Source organism: Pantoea sp. nfd-35, from assembly GCF_056892255.1.
Genome location: NZ_CP122403.1, coordinates 3,845,714 through 3,869,219, shown reverse-complemented (window position 1 = coordinate 3,869,219; position 23,506 = coordinate 3,845,714). Strand labels below are relative to the sequence as shown.

Below are 23,506 nucleotides of genomic sequence, written 5' to 3'. Positions count from 1 at the left end.
CGGCGCTGGCGCGTGAAATAGCACTGCCATGAAGTAAGGGCGTGAACGTGTGAGGCCGTTATACCTTTTCATGGATTTCGCGAAGGGCCGGGCAATTTCGTCGATTTTCCATTTAGCGAAATAATCAGGCTTTAAGTGGCTCAGAAACCCTAATCATCACCCTAACGTGCAGCGTGAGCCACTATTCAAACTGCTAAGGCACAGAAAACCAGATGCATACTTTTCTATCACTTGTCTTACCGCTGGCGCCTATCATTTTGCTGATAAAGTATTTTTTTCTGCCGATGTTCAAACGAGACGATTTCTTTGCTGCTAAGGGCGAGTTGAAGAAAATTTCTATTGATACACCGCTGCTTAACCGTCTTGGGATGAACACGGAGGATTACTACTACGACGCAGATTTTCTCTACCAAAAGCGTAAGGAAGACATGCTTAATAAAATCGCGCTGGGCCAAATCATTCAGGTCAGATCGACCGGAACGAAGATCGGCAATCGCTGCGTCTGGCAGGTTCGTTACCTCATGGGGGCCTCGCGGACAGAAAAAACAGTCAGTATTCTGAATAACTACTCGCTATTTAATCAGGATTTTGCCGGTTTTCTTTCAGCCGTTCGGGCAGCTAATCCCGAGGCAGAGGTAAAAAAAATGACAATCTGGCGTATATAAACCTTTGGAGGCCGGTGCTGAAATGAGTCCTGAACTGGGGGAAGTTATCGCATTTGTTCGTGACTATGCGGGATGGAAGTCTAAAGTCGTCAATGAAAAGACATTGTTGGAACGAGACCTTCATCTTGCCGGTATGGATGGCGTCGATTTTTTAGCGGCAGCCGAAACGTTTTTTGCCGTCAGCTTCGATACCGAAGATGACGATTTTCGTACACTGTTTGATTTGAAAGAGAACGAATATCTGTTCAGCAGTGAAGGACTCGATTTATTGGGCATTGGCTACTTTTTTGAATGGCTGCGGGGGAAACCGCATTCTGTTGTTAAAGATCTGTCTGTTGGACAGCTTCACCAGGTTCTGGTGAAGCTACGCAGCAAAAATTCGCGAGATGACAATCGTGACATCTGAAGCCATGTGTCACACTGGGCATGGATAAGTGTTTCCTAAGCGCGGTCAGAACCAGTCAGTAAACCTCATCACGTCACGTCGTTTCGTCGTGCTTTTTCCATCTTTATCCCAAACACCGCGATACTCAGTAGCAAACAGACAACCGCACCAACGCCGAACAGCAAATTAACGGCCAGGTTCAGGCTGGCATGATCCACCACCGCGCCTAACAGCACGGGCACCCAGTTAGCGATATAGGCAATCACATAAAACAATGAAATCAGTTTTGCGTGACTGGCGGCAGGGGAGATCATATTCACCAGGGTTGCACTTCCTACAAAGATCGCGCCATAGGAATAGCCGGCGACGATCAATCCTGTACATGCCCAGACCAGAGAGTGGTGGCCAATTGCCCAGGTAAAAAGCACGATGGAAATAGCCTGCGTAAGGCAGCCAGCAGCAAGAGAAGTGCGGGCGCGAATCCGGCGGCTCAGAATCTGACTGATACCAGCCACCACTAAATAAACCGCAATCACATAGCCATAAATGCCCTGGCTATGAATGCCAAGCAGATGCTCCGACACCGCCGGACCAATCGACAAGATACTGGCGGCAAACGCCCAGCTCATAAACAGCGCGCCGGCAAAGAGGAAAAACCGCACGCCTGTCGCTTTCAGTCCGGCTTTCAGTGTCGCCTCCACTGAGCTGGCAGGTGAAGAGGTGGCGACCGAGGGTTGGTCGTGACGACCAACTGGCCAACTGAAACGTAACCCGATAAGGGCGATTGCGGCCGTCAGCATGATCAGCAGAAACGGTAACGTCTGACTGTGGAAACCTGTCTGAATCGCCACGCCACTGAAAACCGGGCCCAGCGCCAGACCGGTGGTGAAAGAGAGCGTAGCGAGCAGGGCCGCCACTTTACCGCCATCTTTGGGACCAAACCGCACCAGGGCGATATTCGCTGCGCCGGTTAATGCCCCCGTTCCCACACCCGCCAGCAGGCGTGCCATAAACAGACAGGCAAATGAATCGGCGAGTGAAAACAGCAGGGCACCGGCAAAGACAGCCAGCAGTGCAGGCATCATCAGGCTGCGCAGATCGGCGACCTTCCCGGCAAGATTTCCCACGCTAAATAACGCAATCAAAACGCCTGCCGCATAGGCGCCATAGATAACCGTCAGGCTGACGGCGGTTAAGCCCAACTGCTGTTGATAGAGAGGATAAAGCGGCGTTGGCGCACTGCTGTTTAATAAGGCGGCGACCAGCGCCAGTGCAATAAAGCATAAGACGCGCGTCTTTGCCGTAGCCTGATTTACGCTTTCTGCCGTAAGGTTAATTTCTGACATGGTTATTATCCTGAGCACGTGCTTCACGAGCAGGCCTGCGCCATAAGGCTGTTTAATCGTAATGAGATGCGGGCATCATAGGGTCTGGCAGAGTACAGGTACATCGACATTACTGCATCACAGGGCTTCACTAATGCAGCTTGTTGCGCTGGACGAAGTATGCATAAGTTGCAGAGCAAATCCGCCTGTTACGCATGTGCTGCCTGACGGCGGCGACTGGTCAGCCATCCTCACTGCGCAGGCAGGCCATTGTGCCGTTGAATGATTGATATTCAATTTGGTAACGTTGACACTTGCCGCAGTAAGAAAGCGTTCGTGTGAAGGAAAAGAGGATGAGATGAACTGGGATGATGTCCGTTTTTTCCTTGCACTGGCAAGGCATAAAACGTTGCGCGGGGCTTCGAAATCGTTAAATGTTGATCAGGCGACGGTAGGACGTCGTATCGCTGCGTTTGAAAGCGCGCTCGGTTCCCGGTTGTTTATCCGCACGCCCCGTGCCTTTACGCTAAGTGAGTGTGGCGAACAGGTGATGGCAGAAGCCAGTGCCATGGAAAGCGCCATGCAGGTAATGCGTCGCAAAGCGGCCTGCGGCGATAACCTCCCTGCAGGTAACGTGCGCATTGCCACCACCGACACGCTCGCCTCGGCGTTTGTCATGCCTGCCATTGAACGCCTGCGTGAACACTATCCGGATATTACCGTAACCTTGCTGACCGGACTGGAATTCGCCGATATCTCCTACCGCAGCGCAGATATCGCCATTCGTGGGGCTCGGCCAGATTCTGAGGAGTTGATCGTCAAACGCCTGGCGACCATTGAAATGGGGCTTTACGCCAGCCAGCGTTATTTCGACAGGCTCGGTGAACCGAAAGAGGATAGCGGATTAACCGGCCATCAACTGGTGATGTTTCCAGCAGAGCTTGTGCCGCGTCATCGACAAAACCTGTGTGGATTTGCCGTAAACAGCCAACAGGTAGTGCTGGAATGCAATACGCAACTGCTGATGGAAGCCGCCATTAAACGCGGGATTGGTATTGGTTTGCTTTCGACGTTTTTGGCTGAGCGCGATCCGCAATTAATCCCGCTCTTTCCCGACAAACGCGACCCGGTTGATATCTGGCTGGTGCTCCATCCGGATTTGCAAAAGGTCGCGCGCATCAGGGCGGTCATCATGGCGCTGGAGCAAAGCTTTGCAATGAACTGAGGTTAAGATTCATAGCTGTATTTGATGTGGTAAGTAAAAAATAATCCACTCCATTGGCAATATTAGGCAATATTTATTCGAAATAGATAATGGGGAAGATATTAAATCTCCCCGTAAATAATTTTAGAATAAGTATTCAATGCTATATTTTACGATTTACGTAGACGGTTTTTTACGGCATTGGCGCGACTTTATAATGTGAGCAAGTTTAAGTTTTCGGAGTTGTGCTGATGAAAAGTTAAAGTTGACAAATCCTATTGGGATTATCAAGGATATTGCAAAAAACACCAAGGAAAGAGTAATGAAAGTAGCCCTGCCGCTATTGTTTTTTTCGATGCCATCTAATACTGCTCTTCTCATTATTGGTTTTTTATTATCTAAGTATGGGCAAAGATCGTCTGCATGTTTTTTCTCAACTGGATTAAGATTGGTTGTTTTTCGGCAATTTAACTCGCTGCCGTTCTTTGATTTTAATATTCTCTCGCTATTAATGTAATATTTTGTTCCGTCATCAAAAATGTAAATGGCATAGTCCTTCATGTAAACGTTGGCTTGTTGAGTTGTAACTATGGCCAGCAACAAGCTTGATATTGAAATGAGTAGCAGAAAAATAAGTTCAAATTTATTTGAGCGTTTGCTTCCAGCATAGCCAAAAAAGCCTGAAAATAAAAAGTTGATTGCAAGTATCTTTCCGGAGTTAATGCATTCTTGTATAAATATAACATCTTTAATACTTCTTGCTCTGATTCCTGTCAAAAATTTAAATAGCTTGATGTCATAGAACTCATTACTTACTGTTCTTATTTTTCTTTCAATAAAATCAAGGCGCAGCATTTTAATAAAAAATAGGAAGATAAAATGTATTCCACCTACTCTAATCGTTGACAAAATTAAAGCAACAAAGCAAGCTATATACTTATAGATCTCCAAGGCTTCTGTATTTTTCATTCGTTTCTCGATGTAAGTAACAGGGTTCAGGCTTGCTATAACCTTTCGATAGTTAAGGGTGATAATCATATCTCATAATTTTAAAAACAAAAATACTTAACTGATAGTATAAGTGGAAATATCATCTGCGCCGTAAAGGAGAGGCTCAGTTTATTAAAAACCTGTTGGTAGAAAGATATCCAACCAGTTACAGTTAGCAAAGAAGTGGTTACCGAGTTAATACTTTTAAAGAGCTTGTCATGTGCTGGAATCCGGTTTTTTGAAAAAGATTTTTATAATGCCCAAAGATTCAAATAGTTAACTATAAATATTAATTGAGAAGCTAACCGAAAAAGACATAGATTGCGCAATCGTAAAAGTTAGGATGAGATTTTATTAGAATTACGTGATGTGGTAAGTTAAAATCATCAAACAAAGAGATTAGGAAGGCAAATGGATAAGATAATAAACACGAATGTACTGAATGATGTTGATGTAACCTATGTGGTTTAGTGAAGGGGATTTAAATGCTCTTGAAGCTTCCCTTGCCATATTAATTTAATTGAGATTTTTTTGCCCTAATATAAGAATGATTTATATTGCGCTTTTATTATACTGGTAAAAATTTGAAGCCCCCTGGCAGGGGGCTTCTTTTACGTCAGTGAAACTAAAAAACCAATTGCCACTAATGCATAGAACCCCGCACAGACAAGATCGAAACTGCGCTTTGCGCGATTAAGATACTTCTCTGCTGTGCGTGAGGCGAAGATTAGTGCATAAAGACAAAATATTATTACCCCCAACAGAGCACAAGTTGCTACCAAGAAGCAGCTCTCCCATTGCGTAGCGCTTCCTGACAGTCCTACGCTGGTGACGGTAAACCAGGTTAGTGCGGCTTTAGGATTACTTAAATGCAGCCCCAATCCCTGCAGATAATAGCCACGCAAATGCTTATGCTGATGCGCTGCGCGTGCAGAAATATTGCCAGGACGCAGCGCGCTTCGCACGGCTTTAAAAGCCAGCCAAAGCAAGTAAGCAGCTCCCAGCAACTTCAGCCAAATCATAAAACTCTGTGATGAGATCAAAATAGCTGATACACCCAGAGCTGTTAGCATGCCCCAACAAATGGACCCTGAAATTACACCTGTCGCCAGCACTAAACCAGCTTTGCGGCCATAGTTCATCGCCGCATTAGCGATAGACAAATTTCCCGGTCCAGGGGAAGCTGTACCGATGCTGTAAACCAGCAGTGCTGCGAAGAATGAAGTCATATCCCACATACGTTCACCTGACTATATGGCACGATGTTATAAACATATCACTTGAAACAGCGGTGATCCGGTTCGTTTTCCCGCACGTTTAACATCCAGTCTTTAAGTTCCGACTGCTTGTAAAGTCGGTCTCCCCACCGATATTCTGAAATCGGTAGAGGTTTACCCTGCACAATATAATCGCTCATCAAACGCGCGAATTGTTGAAGACAAGAAATTCCGACATGCATGCGAAGAGAAGAGGCAGTTGCTCCCGGTGCAACAGTAAAATTGGCAACATCAATAATTTGGCCACTGTCCACAGAAGGAGCCATGTGGTGGCAGGTTGAACCATATGTCTCATCGCCATAATAGATTGCATAATGCTGGCTACCCAAGCCCCTGTAGCGAGGAGGAGCCGGATGAAGATTAATTGCCCCTTTACGTGCTTTCTTATAAATACGCTCTGGGAAAATAAAATCGCCACGGTAAGAAATAATCCAATCACCTTCCCAGTTTTCTAAATGCTCTGGCCACGCATCACCCGGATCCCAGCAGAATACTTCAACGTCTGAAAAAATTGTTTTCGCAAACTCAACGCCAAGGTCGCACCAGTCCATAGTACAGACTGAAAGTAATACTTTATCTTTACAACGTAAATCTTCAGACATTATTAATCCTCTTCCTGTTAAATTTCGTCTTTTTACTTCAGATATAATTTTGAAAGCACGGTGGTAAACCGTTCTACCATTAGTGCTAGTTCGTCATCACTGGCAATAAAAGGTGGTGCGAATAACATGTGCTGCCCATTAATTCCGTCAACTGTTCCGGTGCCAGGATAAAGCAGAAGACCTTGTTCTAATCCTGACGTTTTTAAACGTGACGCGAATTGTTGAGGTGGTGTTAAAGGATTCATGCTGTAGCGGTCAGTGACAAATTCAATGCCGCAAAACAAACCTCGTCCACGAATATCACCGATGTAATCAAGTCCCTGGAGGCATTCTTTCAACATTGCACGGAAAAATTCTCCAGACCGACTAACGCGCTTAAGTAGCTGTTCCTCTTCAATTGTTCGCTGTACTTCCAGCGCAATTGCACAGGCAAAAGGATGGTTAACATGCGTCTGACCGTTTGCTAAAACCCCGGTGCCGCTGGCGATAGCTTGATGAATATGCGCTTTAATCAGCAATGCTGATATGGGTTGATAACCGGCAGCCAGTCCTTTTCCTACTGCTACCATATCTGGCACGATGCCATCATCCTGATAGGCGAAGTAAGCACCAGTTCGTCCCATTCCTGCCATCACTTCATCCAAAATCAGCAGCACATCATGTCTCAGACAAACCTGCTGTATCTTTCGGAAATAACCTTCGACAGGTGGTACCGCTCCCGCTGTAGAGCCGACCACAGTTTCAGCGATGAAGGCGCATACGTTGTCGCTCCCAATAGATAAGATTTGCTGTTCCAACTCCTGTGCCAGTCGGTCAGTATAAGCTTCGTCAGTTTCCTCACCCCGCTGGTCACGAAAGGCATAGCATGGAGAGACAAATGAGACTTCAGGAAGTAGAGGTTCATAAATACCCCTGCGTTGCCGATTTCCGGAGATGGCAAGAGTATTAAAGGTGCTCCCGTGATAGTTTTGCCGCCGGGCGATAATATGTTTTTTCTTGGGTTTGCCGCGTTCGTGTTGGTATTGCCATGCCACTTTAATTGCAAGTTCCATAGCTTCTGAACCACCAGACAAGAACTGTGCTTTCGCCATACCGCCAGAGCGCGTCACTAACCAGTCGGCTAGCGTTTCTGCTGCCTCAGTGGTGAAACTTCCGGCATGGGCCCAACTTAAGGCTGTGGCTTCACGTTGCATTGCTGCAACGATACGTGGATGACAGTGACCCAGTGATGACACCGCAACACCACCGCAGGTATCCAGCCAGCGCTTGCCTTGTTTGTCACGCAGCCAAACGCCTTGCCCACCAACGACGCTAATGGGATGCTGATTTAAATTTTTATAAATCACGGATGACACGACATTACTCTCCAGTGAAGGTAGTTGTGTGATCCCAGCCAGAAGCACCTTGATGGAAGCGCTTACTGAAACGCGAAATATTCAAAAAACGACGAATCAGATAAAGTGGGAACAGCGCAAAAATAAAGAGCACTACAGCAAGAGTTTTTTTCATCATTAATCCTATCCATTAATCGAGCGGAATAGCTTCGCGCCAGTCAGTTTCTTCACTAAATACAGGTTGCTCATTTCGTAACAACACGTAATTGCCAAGGACCAGAACATCCATTTCTGTTCTCATAAAGCAGGCATAAGCTTCTTCTGGTTTACAAACAATGGGCTCTCCGCGTACATTGAAAGAGGTATTTACAAGCACTGAGCAGCCCGTCAGCTTTTTGAAACTACGTAATAAACGTGTGAACGGTACATTACTTTTTTCTGAGACAGTCTGGACACGAGCTGAATAATCAACATGGGTGATAGCAGGAAGCTGAGATCGAACTTCATTAATACTGCCCAGATTTTGCTTTTTTCCATTTAATAGCGGATTTTTAATATTCTCTTTCACATCTGATACAATCAGCATGTAAGGATTATATTCACGTAGATTGAAATAATGCGTGGCATCTTCTTCAAGCACTGCAGGTGCAAAAGGACGGAAAGATTCACGATATTTTATTTTGAGATTCATGGTTCGCTGCATTTCAATATTGCGCGGATCGCCAATAATTGAACGTGCACCTAGAGCTCTTGGCCCGAACTCCATACGTCCCTGGAACCAGCCCACTACAGCACCATTATTTAAGTGCTGAGCGACACGATTATAGAGACAATCATCAGCTTCGTAATATGCCTTATAACCATTTTTATCCAGGAATTTAGCAATGTAATCATTACTCCATTCTGGCCCGAGCAGGCTACCCTGCATGGCGTCTGCAGCATTTGTGTGCAAATGCGGTCTGCCATATTTTTTTACGGCATGATCCAACGCCGCGCCAAGCGAACATCCGGCATCACCCGCTGCCGGTTGAATCCATAAACGGTCAAAGATTTTCGATTGACTTAACACGCCATTCGCGACGCAATTAAGTGCTACTCCTCCAGCCATACAGAGGTTTCTCTCACCAGTCACTGATGCTGCATAGCGTGCGAGGCCTAAAACGATTTCTTCGGTGACCTGTTGTACGGATGCTGCTAAATCACACTCTCGCTGAGTTAGCGGACTTTCAGGTTGGCGTATTTTACCCTTAAACAAATTTTCAAATGCTTTTCCTACCATTTTTTCGCCATATAAATACTCGAAATAATCCATATTTAGAGTATAGGAACCGTCCTGTCTAATATTGACAAGATGTTGACGAATGAGGTCGGCATAAATGGGATTGCCGTAGGGTGCTAGTCCCATTAATTTATATTCACCCGAATCAACTTTGAAACCACAGTAATATGTAAAGGCAGAATATAATAATCCAAGCGAATGGGGATAGGATATCGAGTTGACTAATTTAAGTTTATTGCCTTTACCATGCCAGATGGTAGTGGATTGCCATTCACCTATACCATCAATACAAATTACGGCTGCACTTTCAAAAGGAGAAGGGAAAAATGCTGATGCAGCATGGGCACGGTGATGCTGCGAATGCGTTGATTTTGGTGCAATACCTAAGCCTAACGACTGTAAGGCTTCATCAATATGCAGTAAAATGTTCATTTTCCAGTCCAGCCACTCAGGCAGAGTACGCAGAAATACTCGACTACTTTTTAATCCGCCACTGGAAAAAGAGGACATTACACGTGAAAACTTTATTTTTGGATCTTCATAATAAACAACTGCTTCAAGGTCGTTTAGTTGAATACCTTGTTGATCAAGGCAATAACGAATAGCTTTTTCAGGAAAGGCAGGATCATGACGAATTCGACTAAAACGTTCTTCTTGAGCTGCCGCAACCACTACTCCGTCTTTAATTAATGTTGCAGCACTGTCATGATAATAGGCTGACAGACCGAGCACATAACTTGCCATTGATACCTTCCTGTTTAAATTAGACTGTCAAGAGAGAATGGTCAGCAACAGGCTGACTAATATATGCGTGATGACGGGCATCCTGATTAATGCTTTTATTACGTGGGAATGAAAAGCGATCATGTTTCAATAGGCGTTTTAGCGGAGTGCTGCGAGGTGCAAGCGACTCGTATCCAATGCACACACGCTGCCATACAGCCTCTTGCTGATGTTCTGGCGTACGGCGCAGCATGGCTTCAATCGCTTCTGCCGCCCATGCGGAATGACCCGTCTGTACGTTATCAATCGTATTGTGTAAATCGACAAAAGCAGTGCTAAAGCCGTAGTGCTTCAAAAAACGCCGCGCAGAAAGATAGCCCCCACCTACACCAGAGAGCTCCATAGCCAGATTCATGCCTAGAATTTCCGCCTGATAGCGCACTGGGAATTTGCCAATTGACAACCAGTAGACCGGCAATTCGAAAGAGGATTCTTCCAGCCTGTCATCAAACGCAAATGACCAGCTACCGGTTGGTGGAAGGTAAATATCCATTTGCTTTAATACATCACGATAAATTTTGGGATGATTTAATTCCCAGATACCATTTCCCAACTCATCCCAGTAAGTTCTAAAAAGAGAATATCCTACGGTTGAGCTTGCAAGACGAATATCTGTAAAACCCTGTAACCAACTGCCATCAATCAGTGTTAATGGAGCCAGTTGTAATGTCGAATGAATCACTTCCTCGCGTTCTGGCAACGCTTTTGGGTCACTTTTGCTGAATGCTTCTCCATGCGCATCGTGTTCTGCCATGAGCCATTTTTTCAGGTCTCCGTTGTGCCATTTTGTTGGTAAACGGCGTTGGCTAGTACGCAGCGAACGCTCTGAATTTTTTAGCCAAAACTGGATGTAATCATCAGCAAACTGTCGCGTTTCTCCATTTAGTGCTCGCCCTTGTAACAAAAAATAGGCATGACGTAACGAGAAGGGATAGTGTGTTTTCTGGGGCTTTGGTTGATTAAGTGGGGTGCTTTCTACTTGTGAAACAGCCAGTGCCGAGTGGCAAGGTGCTGTGTATGATGACGGCAAATCGGCGATCCAACGCTTAAGTACGGCGACATCGTCATCACTAAAAATGCGGAACATTCGCCCTTTTAATGAAATTAGACTGGTTACTAACGGGCTGCTATCGGGTTTGCCCGGCGTCACAAGTTTGCTCTCTCCGATTGCTATCATAAGAGGGTAAGGATCGATTCTGGCATCCTTAAGCCACTCTGAGAGCGATTTCCCTTTCAACCTGAAGTGCTGGTGATAAACAGCGCCTGCACGAGCCAGGCGCTTTATGACGCCAGCTGCCGCAAGGGCAGGGTCAAGGCAGTTTTCAGCTTCTTTACGTAAGAATTGATCCCAAATACGCAGGTTTTCGAGCGCCCAAATTGCTCCACGCTGTACACGTAATAAGCGTTCTGGAGCATGCTTTTCAAAATCCAATAAGATGGCGTTTGTTAGTGTAAGAGGCTCAACGTTCTTCTCGCCCAAGACAAATATGGGATTAAGTGCAAGCCTTTTAAGTACGTCCTGCTCAAGGCCTAATCCGAAGAGAGGAGGAAGAATATCAACCTGACGGAAAACCCAGTCAACCCCAATAAGTTCGTCACTAAAGCGATCACTTCGACGACTCATTGACAGTAATAAAGCTGGCAACTGAAAAGTGTTATCTGAAGTTAATTCTGTTTCTGCAATATCATCATAGCTAATGGTTAGATTATGGTGCTCTTTTCTTACCAGCCAGGCTCGAAACGCATCGAATCGTGTAGCATGAATTGCGCCACCACCGATATCCTCAGAAAGGATTGCCATTAACGCGAGTTGATGACTGTCTTCAAAGACACCCGGAGCGGAGAGTCCTTGAAAGCACGCTCCCTGAACGGATATCATGGGGAGCAACTGGGCGGCAATCTTTTCCTGAAATAGGAAGAGATGTGAACGTGCTTCTGCTTGTGAAAAGAAGTTTTGCCAAACATCTTTAGCTTCTCGACACCAGAGGTCAATTTGGCCTCTTAGTGACTCAATGCCAGGAGTCTCTAAATGGCTACTTATCCTGATAGCATCAGTCAATACATCGTCACTAATCCAAATTTCTGGATCTTGTGCGTCTTTGAAGGTTTTACGCCACACGTCGTTTTTCCTTAAAACTATTAAAACATGGGATAAATCGATGAGTCGTTCTTTTTCTTTTTTTTCTTCTTTTTAAACGTAAAAACAGAAAGTATTCTTTTAAAAAAACGCATCTTTTTTCCTTTTTAAATTGAATCAAGGATAATTTGTGACACTTTATCGTGACCATAATCTGTAAAATGAATACGATCTACAAACATCCATTCATCTTCTTTGATCGCGTTACGAATTAATGGTGAGCTATTAATAAAAGGAATGTCCAATTTATCCGCGCCTTTTTGTAATTGGCGTGCATATTCCTCGCAAACTTCATATTTAAGAATGTCACCATATTGCTGAGAGAAGCCGCCTATTTCATCTAGTTCAGCAAAAATGATTTCCTCCTCCACTGAGCCTTTATCTCTGACCCAGCCGGAAAGTGGCTGAAGAATGTATGTTATTTTTGCACCTAGCATATTAGCCATAGCCTGCCAGACGGTAAGGTGGTTCAGCGTAAGCTCGCTGGCAAAAGCAATTTGTTGTTCCATGCCTGGCACGGATTCACTCACTGTTTGCGGTTTATTCTGAAAAGGCCAGCGTAATCCCCGACTATTCTTACTCTCGAGTGCTTCAAAAAATGTATGGCAGTTAAAAAATGCCCCATTGTCACCACGCATAGCAGCAGGTTGACGGGCAAGCCCCAGATTGTTAAAACCTGAAAACAGAACTATTTCATCAATCTTCGGCAAATGCTGGTGATAGAGCGTCAGCAACTGTAGTTCCTGAGTGGAATTGAAGCTGCGACCTCCAAAGTTGATCCAGCGCGCGCCATCTGGGTCACGTTCACTCATACAGGATGAGAGTGTCCAACGATCCTGACTGGCACCTATACCAAATACTGTCGAGCTTCCAGCCAAAAGTTTATATCCCGGCGCGCTATTGTGTTCTGCAACAGAAAAATTTCTTTTATCTTTTTCTGTGTATCTGAAGCCAAAACTGTCGGTGTTTACTACGGGAGAAACATGTGAGGTTGGATGAAAATACATCAAGTAAGGCAGCCATCTTACCAACCCACTATCAGTAAATTTCTCTTCATATTCTCTCATGTAGGGAATAAGGCTTTGACGATCCATGATTGTTGTTTCACTCACTCACTGTTTGATGACCGTGAATTAGTTAACCATGGCAGCCTGAAAGACATAAGATACAAATATAAATTTTTTTCATGGCATTGTTGCGAAAATTAACATTTTAAATCGTAGAACAGGTGTTAAACTGTACTTTTTTTAAGTACAGTGACGTCAAAGACACCGACATTCAGGTTCAACTGATTCATCATGAAACTTTATATGATCGTGGCAGAGCATCTACGTGAACGGATCGAAAAAGGCGTTTTTTCGAGCGGTATGCGCTTGCCTTCGGTACGAGCTTTGAGTAGCGACCATGGCGTAAGCCTAACCACGGCCCAGCAAGCTTATCGACAGCTTGAAAACGATGGTCTAATCGAATCTAAACCCCAGTCTGGCTATTACGTTAAGTCGATACCTAAACTGCCCTTGTCTCTGTCGGCCAGCGATATTGATTGCTTATCAACCAGAGATGAAGAATCGCAAGAGAGCGTGGCATTTGAGTATTATATGGAGCATCCCGGCTTATTGCTGGGAACGGGTTACCCCTGTATGAATGCTCCTTCAATGGCTCCGCTTTTTACCGCTATGCATCGGCAGGCAAAAAATTATGCTCATTCTTCGTTGAGCCGACGTGATCCTGCGGGCTTACTGTCCTTACGCGAACATATTTCACGTTTGATGCTTGATGCTGGCTGTAAGGCGACAGCAGAGGATGTGATAGTAACTAATGGATGCAAAGAGGCTCTGTTTATTGCTCTAAAGACCAGTTGTGAACCAGGAGACCTCGTTGCAGTTGAGTCGCCATGCTACTTTGGTATTCTTGAGTTGCTTAAAATTGCTGGTGTTACGCCGGTTGAAATTCCAGCAGATCCCGTTCATGGGTTAAGCCTTGAGGCACTTGCTGTTGCGCTGGAAACATTGCCAATTAAGGCGGTTTATCTTTCTCCAAATTGCAATAATCCGCAGGGATACACCATGTCGGATGTGCGTAAACGTCAATTGCTTAATATAGCAAATAAACATGATATAACGTTAATTGAGGACGATATTTATAGTGAGCTTAGCTATTTATTACCCCGGCCAAAACCTATTAAGTCATGGGATAGCGAAGACCGAGTTATATTATGTAGTTCTTTCTCAAAAACGCTAACGCCGGATATGAAAACTGGATGGGTATTTGCCACTCGTCATAAAAATAAATTACTCAATTTAAAATTGATGACATCGGGTGGGACGGCTATCACGCCCCAAATGGCAATTGTGGATTTTATCGAGCAGGGTAATTACGTTAAGCATATCCGTAAAATGCGCCGTCTGTATCGACAGCACTTAACTGTTGCTCAAGAAAAAGTTTCAGCACATTTCCCTGCAGATACACAATTTATTTTGCCAAAAGGTGGCTATCATCTATGGATAAACTTACCAACTGAATTACGCGTTAATGAGCTTTGCAATCAACTTGAATTAAAGAAAATTAAAATATCACCGGGGACATTGTTTTCGCCACAAAAGCGCTTTACTTCATCACTTAGACTCAGTTATTCCTCACTGCATCTCTACGATGCTGATGGTATGATAGAATCGCTGGCGCAGTCGGTTAAGCAATGTCTTACTGGAGTCAAAGCCTCTACTTTTGGTTTATAAGTATATTATATAATTCATGATGGATCATGATTCCGCCCCGAATTTTTATCCGTATTATTTTAATGTATGTATGGAGCGATTAATTTCGCTTTTATATTGCTGTGAAAATGATTAGTAAGGGCAGGAACGTTATTTATACGAGCTCTTTCGCCATCTTACGGAAAAATTTTCATTCTGAATTCAATAGTATGTTTTTCTGGAATGCTCATGTGAAGAGCTATGTAATATAAGCACGTCAGAAGCGTGCTTCTTAATTGATTGGCTATAAATCAATTATGTTTATATTGATTTACAACCGCATCATCGGCCTCCTTCCGCTCCCGAATCAATATCCACAGTGCCGCCGCACCGATAAGGTCAAACACCGCCAGCGCAACAAAGAACGGACCAAAGCCGATGATGCTGACAAACGCGCCGATAAACAGGTTAAAGATCAACTGACCGGACCAGGCACAGGCGCCAGCCATGCCGACGGCAGTCGCGACCTCATCCTTCCTGAACAGGTCTGCGCCCAGCGTGGCAGCTACGGTAGAAAGCAACTGGTGCGAGAAGCCACCAATGCTGATCAGCAACACGGCGACATAGGGGTTTTGAACAATGCTGACCAGGCCGATGGTGGTCATCAGCACCGCCCCGAGCGTAAAGGTAATACGGCGCGAATTGATCAGGCCGATGCCGCGATCGTTCAGGAACTTCGCCACAAAGCCGCTGGCCAAGCAGCCCAGATCGGCCATCAGGAACGGCAGCCAGACAAACATCGCAATCTCTTTCAGGCTGAAGTGCAGGGTTTCCACAAAGAAGATCGGCACCCAGAAATTGATGGTGCCCCAGGCCGGATCGGCCAGAAAACGTGAGAGGCCAATGCCCCAGAAATTACGCTGTTTGAGGATGGCTAATTTAGAGGTCTTCTCTTTCTGCTCGGTATGAAGGTGTTTTTCCTGACCGCCCTCAATATAGGCGCGCTCGTCCGCCGACAGCCGTTTGGCCTCTTTGGGATCTTTATAAAAGATGAGCCAGATAAAGGCCGCCACAATAGCCAGTCCACCGGCAACCAGAAATGCAAACTGCCAGCTGTGAAACAGTATGCACCAGGCGATCAGCGGCGGTGCCAGCATGGCACCAAAAGAGGTGCCCATATTAAAGACGCCAGTGGCAATGCCGCGCTCCTTCGCCGGAAACCAGGTGGCAGCGGTTTTCACCCCGGCCGGAATCGCCGAGGCTTCACTAAAGCCCATGATGGCGCGCATAAACGCCAGGCCCTGCCAGGAACCCGTCAGTGAGTGCGCTAAGGTGGCCAGCCCCCAGACGATGGCGCAGATAAAAAAGCCCAGCTTCAGGCCAATGGTATCAATGAAATAACCCATCACGGGCTGGCCGATGGTATAAGCCAGCTGAAAGGCGCTGACGACCCAGGAATATTGCTCCTTGGTAATATCCAGCTCCTTCATAATTGTCGGGGCGGCAACGCCCAACGCAGTGCGATCGAGGTAATTAATAATCGTAATAAAGCACACCAGTAATATCATGTGCCATCGGTAATGTTTGATTGTTTTCATGATTGCTCCCTCATTGTTACCTTTTCCTTATGACTTTGCTAAACAGGTGACATGATTTTTAAATTAGAGGCAGGTTAATTAATTGAGTGTTAGTAAATCTCGTGATTGCACCTTGTTATTATTAGGTAAGCGATTTTGCAATAAACACGGAATTGCGTGGTGTGATGAGGCGCATTGTTTAATGCCGTGAAAATCACTTTTGGTAAATAATGTGATCAACGTAACCCACACAGGTAAAAAGATTAAATAGCGGCAAGATGGCCTGGAATCAGGTTAACACTAAGACGTTGCAGCCAAATCTTTATGCCTGAAGCCACTTGCTGGCGTGCATAAGGGCATGTCCCTTGCAGGTTGAGAGGCGAGGTGCGATTTTTATTTCGACTGATTCAGACGTGATGTTAATCACCACAGCGGGTTGGATGCCTGATGGTCAATAAGGCAGCCCGTCGTTTTTAACGTAAATAAGATCGCGCTTTTATAAATATTTTTTACTCAGACGCTTTTCTCTTTTGTTCGTTTACGCTGCCGGTGCGGAGCGTTTATTCCTGCTAAAAAAAAAGAAATGATGGCGATGTTAATCGTTCATGGAAATACGAGAGTGAAGTAAGACGTTGCAACTTTATAAGAGGAATCTTAAAAGGTCGTCGTTTGATGTTGAACAGGGATTCAGTATTATTTTCACCCTGTGCCACCCGCAAAGGATGTGAGATGCAAATCTGTACGATGGACTATGCTCGTCTCTCGCCAGACGGAAAAAGGGTTAAGCTTGACTGTTACGGCATCGGCTCATTTGATGTTTTGTCAGGAATTGACCGTTATCTCAACAATCCTGACTGTTCAGATAGAGAGAAGGCCGCGATCCCGCCGGGCACATACTGGATAGTCGACCGCCCGAAAGGAAGCGTGCTAAATCAACTGCGTGCAGAAGTGATTGATGCGTATCATTTGTACAGAAATCATCATTCCGAATGGTTTGGTTTATATAACGCAGAAACCATGAGTGATCATGCTTACGTCAATGGCACACGTCGGGGCAGCTTTCGTCTTCACCCCTTGAACAGCGACGGCACCGGGGTTTCGTGGGGCTGCGTAACGCTGTACAGTTCATCGGATTTTCAAACCCTCAGAAATGCTTTGCTGCGGATACCTAAGATAAAAGTGCCCGGCGGGAAAGACCTGATGGCTTATGGCCGCCTTGATGTGCGCGGCATTCCAGATTTTAGTCGGTGTGGTGTGAGATGAAAATTGCGATATTTATTATTGTGTTGCTGGCGGCTTTTGTGCTGATCCCGGATAGCTGGATCAACACGTTATTCATGAGCCATATCACTATCGAAGGCGATGGCGAAGAGGCGATGAACAGCTATTCGTTTACGTTCATCGTGGTGAAGTTCGTACTGTCTCTCGTGCTGGCTGTCCTGGCCTCGTGGGGATATAGAAAGCGAAAACGTTAGCCCGCGCTCAGGTGCCTGGCGGGGACGCACGACAGATGCTCAGCGCGATAAGCCACGCCTTTCCTGAAGGTGATCATCCGCATTCAACGCGCGTTTACCGTCCACAGACCCTTTGTTTCGCGCCCTTCACGACTCACATTTTCTGCTTTTCAGCCATCACAATGCCCGCTTTGATAACGCTTTAGCGACACAACCCTTCACTTCCGTTTACTTCCGTTTTTCCCCAGGTGCTGAGATCTGCATCACTTTCACGCTGCGTGCGCTCCCTTACGCTTAACGGCCAGGCAGGAGGGGGGATGATGTTTCTGGAAGAACGACGCAATCAAATTTTGCAATGGCTGGACGAACATGAACGCGTCACCGTTAACGGGCTGGCGAGCCAGTTGCGTGTTACTCGGGAGACGATTCGCACCGATCTGCGTGCGCTGGCAGAGCAGGGGCTGGTTCAGCGCTGCTACGGCGGTGCCATAGTGCAACGCCGTAATCTGCAGGAAAAGCTCATCAGCGAAAGTGGCCATTTTGATGTTTTACTCAAGCGGTTGCAGGCGCGTAAAACCACCGTAAAGACCACCAGCAGGCAGGGAAAAGTCTGCATCCTTGGCGCATTCAATGTTGATATCGTCGCCAGGGTGGCGCGTTTTCCGCAAAGTGGTGAATCGCTGATGGCGCACGGCAGCACACTCGGGCCCGGCGGCAAGGGGGCCAATCAGGCCATGGCCGCCAGCCGGGCCGGAGCGCGCGTCCATTTTGTTGCCAAGGTCGGAACCGATCGGTTCAGCCAGTTTGCGTTTGATCACCTTTCGTCATCGGACATTCACTCTTTCCGTTTATACCAGACGGATACCGAACCCACAGGCAGCGCCATCATTTATGTCTCGCAGGAAAACGGCGAGAACATGATTGCCATCTACCCCGGTGCCAATAAAACCCTGACGGATGCCGAAATTGCCGAGCTGACCCATGAACTCACCGATGCGGATGTGTTGTTACTGCAGCTGGAAAACAACGTCGAGGCCACGCGCAGCGCTATCCGGCTGGCACACGCACTGGGCGTCCGCATCATCATGAACCCGGCGCCGTTCTCGTCTGAGGTCGTGAACGTTCTGCCGATGATCGATGTGCTGACGCCCAACGAAACCGAGGCCTCGCGGCTCTCGGGCATTGAAATCTGTGACATGGCGAGTGCGCGTAAGGCGGCGCAGGCGATTGTGGCGCAGGGGGCGCAGCGAGTGATCATCACCATGGGCGCGCGCGGCGCGCTGCTGTTCGACGCGCCGCATTGTCACGTCATTCCCGCCTTTCCTGCGCTCAGTGTGGACACCACCGGCGCGGGCGATGCCTTTAACGGCGCGCTGGCCGCCGCGCTGGCGCAGGGGCAGCCGTTACTGCAGGCCGCCACATGGGCATCGGCCTTTGCGTCCCTGGCCGTAGAGCGGGAAGGCGCAAGCAATATGCCCAAGCGGCATCAGGTCATCACCCGACTTAACCAACGATAATCCGACGTAACGCAACAGCCGCGCGCTGGCGCTGGCAGGAGAAACCATGAAAAAGATTGAAGGTATTGTCCCGGTCATGCTGACCCCATTCACCGCAGAGAATCAGATCGATTACCCCGGCCTGTCACGCCTGATCGACTGGTATCTGGCGCAGGGCGTGGATGCGCTGTTTGCCGTGTGCCAGTCCAGCGAAATGCAGTCTCTCAGCCTGGACGAGCGCGTTGCGCTGGCGCGTTTTGTGGTGGAGAAAGTGCAGGGCCGGGTGCCGGTGATTGCCTCCGGCCACATCAGCGATGGGTTAAGCGAGCAGACTCAGGAATTGCAGGCGATGGCCGGAACGGGCATTGATGCGCTGGTGCTGGTGACCAATCACCTCGATCCGCACAATCAGGGAAGCGAGACCTTTTATGCTCACCTGAATCACATTCTGGACGCGCTGCCTGCCGGGCTGCCGCTAGGGCTCTACGAGTGCCCGGCGCCGTATCGTCGTCTGCTGAGCGACGACGAGTTCAGCTTCTGTGCCAACAGCGGCCGCTTTGTGGTGCTGAAAGACGTGAGCTGCGATCTGCCCACGGTGCAACGCCGCGTCAGGCTGGCGGAAGGCACGCCGCTGGCGGTGATTAACGCCAATGCGGCCATTGCGTGGCCGGCCATTCAGGCGGGCTCGCGCGGCTTCAGCGGCGTGTTCACGAACTTTCATCCGAACCTCTACGTCTGGCTTTATCACCAGGGCGCCCAGCAGCCTGAGAAAGCCCATGAGCTGTCGCTGTTCCTGTCGCTGAGCGCCGTCACCGAAACCCTTGGCTATCCCAAAAACGCCAAAATTTATCACCAGCGCCTCGGCACCTTCGCCAGCGAGCACTGCCGCGTTAACCGGGACAACGTGCTGGAGAAGTTCTGGGGGCTTGGCGTGTTGCTTGACCAGATTCGTGATGGCAGTGCGCTGTGGCAACACCGTCTTTCATAAAAAAAACCGGACACCGTCTGTTCCTGCACCGTTTTACCTCAAGGGAAAACACCATGATTGTATGCGATCAACTTGACTGGGCGCGTGAGCGTCACGCGTTTCATCCCATCGTTGACCAGGCGATTCGCTGGATAGCGGCCAGCGATTTCAGCCAGATGGAAACGGGGAAATACGATTTACTGCCCGACAACCAGATGTTCTGCCTGCTACAGGAAATGACGACCGAGCCCGCCAGCGCCCGCCGGGCCGAATCCCATTTTCGCTATGTCGATATTCAGTACCTGCTGGCCGGACGCGAAACCATCGGCGTGACGCGTGCCCATCCGCAGCATGTGATAGCGGAAGACCGGCGGGAGGAAAATGACGTAGTGTTTTATCAGGACATCACGGATGAGTACAGCATCGCGCTGACGCCGGGGCAGTTTGCGCTGTTTTTCCCTCACGATATTCATCGTCCTGGCTGTGCGTCGCCGGTGGCGCAGACTATCCGTAAAGCAGTGATTAAAATCCATCTCGATCTGTTTGCCGGGCGGGAGGCACCATGAAACCCTCTGCGGCGATGTCAGAAACAACGGTGAGCGGGCAGGTCACGCTGAAAGGGAAGCTGCGCTGGGGCATTGTCACGCTGCTGTTGCTGGCGGCGATAGTGAATTACCTGGACCGCGCCAACCTGAGTATTGCCAACACCACCATTGCGGCGGAATTTGGCTTTTCGCAAACCGAAATGGGGTTGCTGTTGTCGGCGTTTCTCTGGCCCTATGCGCTGGCTAACCTGCCCGCAGGCTGGCTGGTGGACAAGTTAGGCCCCAAAAAGATGTTCTCCTGGGCGCTGGGGCTGTGGTCGGGCTTTACCGTGCTGACGGCGTTTGCCAACAGCTACAGCTATTTCTACGGTCTGCGTATGCTGCTGGGCGTGTCCGAATCCCCGTTCTTTACCTCGGGAATTAAAATCACCCATCGCTGGTTTGGCGACAGTGAACGCGGTTTACCCACTGCGATTATTAATACCGGTTCGCAAATTGCCAACGCCATTGCGCCGCCCATTCTGACCGTGCTGTTGCTGACCTTAGGCTGGCGCGGCATGTTTGTGGCGATCGGCGTAATGGGGCTTCCCCTGCTGCTGACGTGGTGGAAGTTTTATCGCGATCCCAATGCCCGGGAAGATGCGCTGCTGCATGCCGGACAACCCAGCGTCGCAGTGCCGCAAGAGAAGGGCGAGGTGCGCTGGCGTGCGCTGTTCCGACACAGCACCACCTGGTTTATGGTGATCGGCAACTTCTCCATTATGTTCACGATCTGGGTCTATCTGACCTGGCTGCCGGGCTATCTGGAAAAATCGCTGGGCTTTAGCCTCAAAGCCACCGGCTGGATTGCCTCCATTCCGTTTCTGGCCGGTATTCTGGGCGTGCTGGTGGGTGGGATGCTTTCAGACAACCTGGTGCGCCGGGGCGTCAGGGCCATCACCGCGCGTAAGGTGCCAATCGTATCGGGTGCGGCCCTGGCGGCCTGCTTCGTGGCGCCGATTCCGTTTGTAAACAGCACCCCGCTGGCCATTGGCCTGCTGGCGCTGGGCTATTTCTTCTCGCAGATGCCGCAGGGGGCGCTCTGGACGCTGGCCAGTGACATCGCACCGAAGTCGCAGGTGGCCTCGCTGGGCGCCATTCAGAACTTTGGCGGTTTCCTGGGGGCGGCAATGGCACCGATCGTTACCGGCATTATTCTGGATACCACCGGTAAATTCACCAATGTGTTTTTGCTTGGTGCAGCGCTCCTGATGCTGGGCGCGCTGAGCTACGGCCTGTTTGTGCGTAAGCCGCTGCAGGCAAGCTAACAAGCCCAACCCTGGCGGCCAGCCAGGGTTGTACCAAATGGCAGCCCACGCTGACGGTTATCGCTGACAGGGTTTACCTTCTGTTAAAGAGGGCTGACGTGAGATGTACCAGTACGAAAGGGTTTAACGCGGTAATCGGCAGAGCAGGGGGGATAACGCCGGTTCAGGATTATCGGCGCATCGATTGCCCTTAAAGAAAATGATTCATCCAGACGGGGGCGTTTTCTCCGTCTGTCATCGTTCTTTCTATTCGGGTTAACCTCTTTGCCCGGCGCGTAATTATCGTTTTTCCTCTTCCCGCCAATAAATCGTTTTAATTAAATTCTGTTGAACTAAAAGAGAAAATATAACAACATTGCGGCCGTTTATCATGGCATCACAGACGAGGCACCGCGTTTAAATTAACGCAAATAAGCCCTGCATGATGATCTCAATAATCATTTTCACGCTAATTATTGTTGTCCTTATTTACTTCACACAGACAGGTATGTTGAATGAAAAAGTCTATGAAATGGTTTGCCGCCCTTGCGGTCGTTGGGGCGTTGGCAGGTTGTGCGCGTACCGCCCCGCTTGAGAAAATTCATACTATCGTCGCGGCGGGTTATACCCAGGATCAGGTTAAAAATGCCATTTTAAGAGCCGGTGTTCAGCGTCAGTGGATGATGACGCAGGTGGCTCCGGGCGAGATTAAAGCGCGTCAGCAGGTTCGTGATCACATGGCTGAAGTGCGAATCAACTACTCGTCGACAGGCTACGATATCGTCTACGACCACAGCACCAATCTGCTGGCATCGGGCGGGCAGATTCATAAAACCTACAACCGCTGGGTAGAAAACCTGGATAAAGATATTCAGGCCAATCTCTCGGCAGGCACAAAATTGTAATTATGCCTAAAGTCGGGCCAGTGATGGCCCGATAAACCGCTTATGACTTAGCCGGTTTTCTCAGCCATCACACCGGAAAATGTGCCATACGCTGCTGCCAGTATGACCACGCAATGGCGGTGGCCTGTCAGATTTGCCGCCCCGGATTGCGCTGACGCGGGAAAATATCGAAAATGCAGGCTTTTCTCATCGCATCGCCTGCCATGAAGTCGATATGCTTGGCGACCTGCCTTTACCCGCAGAAGCCGATGTCGGTTGGATGAGTCAGTTTCTGGACGGCTTTTCGCCTGAACAAGTCGTCACGATGCTGGACCCTGTTGCCGACGTGATAAAACCCGGCGCGAAGCTGTTCATCATGGAACCGTTCTGGGATGCGCAGAACATTGAAGCGGCCTCATTTAGTCTCAATGCGTCTTCGCTTTATTTTACCTGTATGGCCAACGGCAACAGCCGTTTCTACAGCATAGAGACGTTTTATCACTATCTGGACAAGACAGGGTTCCAGAGCGATGAGCGCCACGACGGCCCGGGCGTTGGGCATACATTATTGCAGTGCCAGAAGAAACCATAACAACACGGCGATAAGCGCCCTGAGTATCACC

Annotated in this window: 21 protein-coding genes and 1 pseudogene; 12 read left to right on the top strand and 10 right to left on the bottom strand. The window is 48.2% G+C overall.

Annotated features, from left to right (window positions below):
- The first annotated feature begins 212 nt into the window (after positions 1 to 212).
- On the top strand, positions 213 to 665 hold the full coding sequence (locus P9J57_RS17965; RefSeq protein WP_105078968.1) for a hypothetical protein: 453 nt from the start codon (positions 213 to 215) through the stop codon (positions 663 to 665).
- A 22-nt stretch (positions 666 to 687) separates the two neighbouring features.
- Entirely contained in the window at positions 688 to 1,071 is a 384-nt protein-coding gene (locus tag P9J57_RS17960) for a hypothetical protein (RefSeq protein WP_022622319.1), read from the top strand.
- Between the two features lie 68 nt (positions 1,072 to 1,139).
- Here P9J57_RS17960 and P9J57_RS17955 read toward each other — a convergent pair whose 3' ends face one another.
- Positions 1,140 to 2,396, bottom strand: a complete 1,257-nt coding sequence (locus P9J57_RS17955) for an MFS transporter (protein ID WP_105078969.1) — start codon at positions 2,394 to 2,396, stop codon at positions 1,140 to 1,142.
- Positions 2,397 to 2,733: 337 nt separating this feature from the next.
- Between P9J57_RS17955 and P9J57_RS17950 the strand changes: the two genes are divergently transcribed.
- Positions 2,734 to 3,600, top strand: coding sequence for a LysR family transcriptional regulator (locus tag P9J57_RS17950; RefSeq protein ID WP_105078970.1), 867 nt, complete (start codon positions 2,734 to 2,736; stop codon positions 3,598 to 3,600).
- Between the two features lie 156 nt (positions 3,601 to 3,756).
- Here P9J57_RS17950 and P9J57_RS17945 read toward each other — a convergent pair whose 3' ends face one another.
- From P9J57_RS17945 to P9J57_RS17910, 8 genes are all read right to left on the bottom strand, one after another.
- Positions 3,757 to 4,548, bottom strand: a complete 792-nt coding sequence (locus P9J57_RS17945; protein ID WP_105078971.1) for a hypothetical protein — start codon at positions 4,546 to 4,548, stop codon at positions 3,757 to 3,759.
- A 632-nt stretch (positions 4,549 to 5,180) separates the two neighbouring features.
- Positions 5,181 to 5,807, bottom strand: coding sequence for a LysE family translocator (locus P9J57_RS17940; protein WP_022622315.1), 627 nt, complete (start codon positions 5,805 to 5,807; stop codon positions 5,181 to 5,183).
- Between the two features lie 38 nt (positions 5,808 to 5,845).
- Positions 5,846 to 6,448, bottom strand: coding sequence for a formyltransferase family protein (locus tag P9J57_RS17935; RefSeq protein WP_022622314.1), 603 nt, complete (start codon positions 6,446 to 6,448; stop codon positions 5,846 to 5,848).
- 32 nt (positions 6,449 to 6,480) lie between these two features.
- Positions 6,481 to 7,803, bottom strand: a complete 1,323-nt coding sequence (locus tag P9J57_RS17930) for an aspartate aminotransferase family protein (RefSeq protein ID WP_022622313.1) — start codon at positions 7,801 to 7,803, stop codon at positions 6,481 to 6,483.
- A gap of 4 nt (positions 7,804 to 7,807) precedes the next feature.
- The gene (locus P9J57_RS17925; RefSeq protein WP_186004771.1) at positions 7,808 to 7,960 is read right to left on the bottom strand and encodes a hypothetical protein; all 153 of its coding nucleotides are present in this window, start codon (positions 7,958 to 7,960) and stop codon (positions 7,808 to 7,810) included.
- Between the two features lie 12 nt (positions 7,961 to 7,972).
- Complete coding sequence (locus P9J57_RS17920; RefSeq protein WP_105078972.1) at positions 7,973 to 9,805, bottom strand: carbamoyltransferase family protein; 1,833 nt, start codon at positions 9,803 to 9,805, stop codon at positions 7,973 to 7,975.
- Positions 9,806 to 9,824: 19 nt separating this feature from the next.
- Positions 9,825 to 11,963 (bottom strand): iron-containing redox enzyme family protein, encoded by a 2,139-nt coding sequence (locus P9J57_RS17915; RefSeq protein WP_105078973.1) that lies wholly within the window; start codon positions 11,961 to 11,963, stop codon positions 9,825 to 9,827.
- A gap of 125 nt (positions 11,964 to 12,088) precedes the next feature.
- A complete protein-coding gene (locus tag P9J57_RS17910) occupies positions 12,089 to 13,093 on the bottom strand; it encodes an SGNH/GDSL hydrolase family protein (protein WP_210476160.1) in 1,005 nt (334 codons plus the stop codon).
- A gap of 186 nt (positions 13,094 to 13,279) precedes the next feature.
- Between P9J57_RS17910 and P9J57_RS17905 the strand changes: the two genes are divergently transcribed.
- Positions 13,280 to 14,716, top strand: a complete 1,437-nt coding sequence (locus P9J57_RS17905; protein WP_031283447.1) for an aminotransferase-like domain-containing protein — start codon at positions 13,280 to 13,282, stop codon at positions 14,714 to 14,716.
- A gap of 269 nt (positions 14,717 to 14,985) precedes the next feature.
- Here the strand turns inward: P9J57_RS17905 and P9J57_RS17900 are convergent, their stop codons facing one another.
- Entirely contained in the window at positions 14,986 to 16,272 is a 1,287-nt protein-coding gene (locus P9J57_RS17900) for an MFS transporter (RefSeq protein WP_483279321.1), read from the bottom strand.
- A 708-nt stretch (positions 16,273 to 16,980) separates the two neighbouring features.
- Between P9J57_RS17900 and P9J57_RS17895 the strand changes: the two genes are divergently transcribed.
- The 8 genes and pseudogenes from P9J57_RS17895 to P9J57_RS17860 form a co-directional block, all read left to right on the top strand.
- Complete coding sequence (locus P9J57_RS17895; RefSeq protein WP_022622305.1) at positions 16,981 to 17,514, top strand: DUF2778 domain-containing protein; 534 nt, start codon at positions 16,981 to 16,983, stop codon at positions 17,512 to 17,514.
- Entirely contained in the window at positions 17,511 to 17,726 is a 216-nt protein-coding gene (locus P9J57_RS17890; protein WP_014606679.1) for a hypothetical protein, read from the top strand. Before P9J57_RS17895 ends, P9J57_RS17890 begins: the two co-directional genes overlap by 4 nt.
- A gap of 299 nt (positions 17,727 to 18,025) precedes the next feature.
- Positions 18,026 to 19,222, top strand: a complete 1,197-nt coding sequence (gene rbsK, locus P9J57_RS17885; protein WP_029570955.1) for a ribokinase — start codon at positions 18,026 to 18,028, stop codon at positions 19,220 to 19,222.
- Between the two features lie 46 nt (positions 19,223 to 19,268).
- Entirely contained in the window at positions 19,269 to 20,189 is a 921-nt protein-coding gene (locus tag P9J57_RS17880) for a dihydrodipicolinate synthase family protein (protein ID WP_014606677.1), read from the top strand.
- A gap of 53 nt (positions 20,190 to 20,242) precedes the next feature.
- Positions 20,243 to 20,734, top strand: coding sequence for a NanQ anomerase/TabA/YiaL family protein (locus P9J57_RS17875; RefSeq protein WP_028716010.1), 492 nt, complete (start codon positions 20,243 to 20,245; stop codon positions 20,732 to 20,734).
- A complete protein-coding gene (locus P9J57_RS17870) occupies positions 20,731 to 22,020 on the top strand; it encodes an MFS transporter (RefSeq protein ID WP_210531441.1) in 1,290 nt (429 codons plus the stop codon). Before P9J57_RS17875 ends, P9J57_RS17870 begins: the two co-directional genes overlap by 4 nt.
- 494 nt (positions 22,021 to 22,514) lie before the next feature.
- Positions 22,515 to 22,904: a hypothetical protein gene (locus tag P9J57_RS17865; RefSeq protein ID WP_013024442.1), complete on the top strand. Its 390-nt coding sequence runs from the start codon at positions 22,515 to 22,517 to the stop codon at positions 22,902 to 22,904.
- 35 nt (positions 22,905 to 22,939) lie between these two features.
- Positions 22,940 to 23,475: pseudogene (locus P9J57_RS17860) on the top strand (methyltransferase); the annotation flags it as partial.
- Positions 23,476 to 23,506 lie beyond the last annotated feature (31 nt).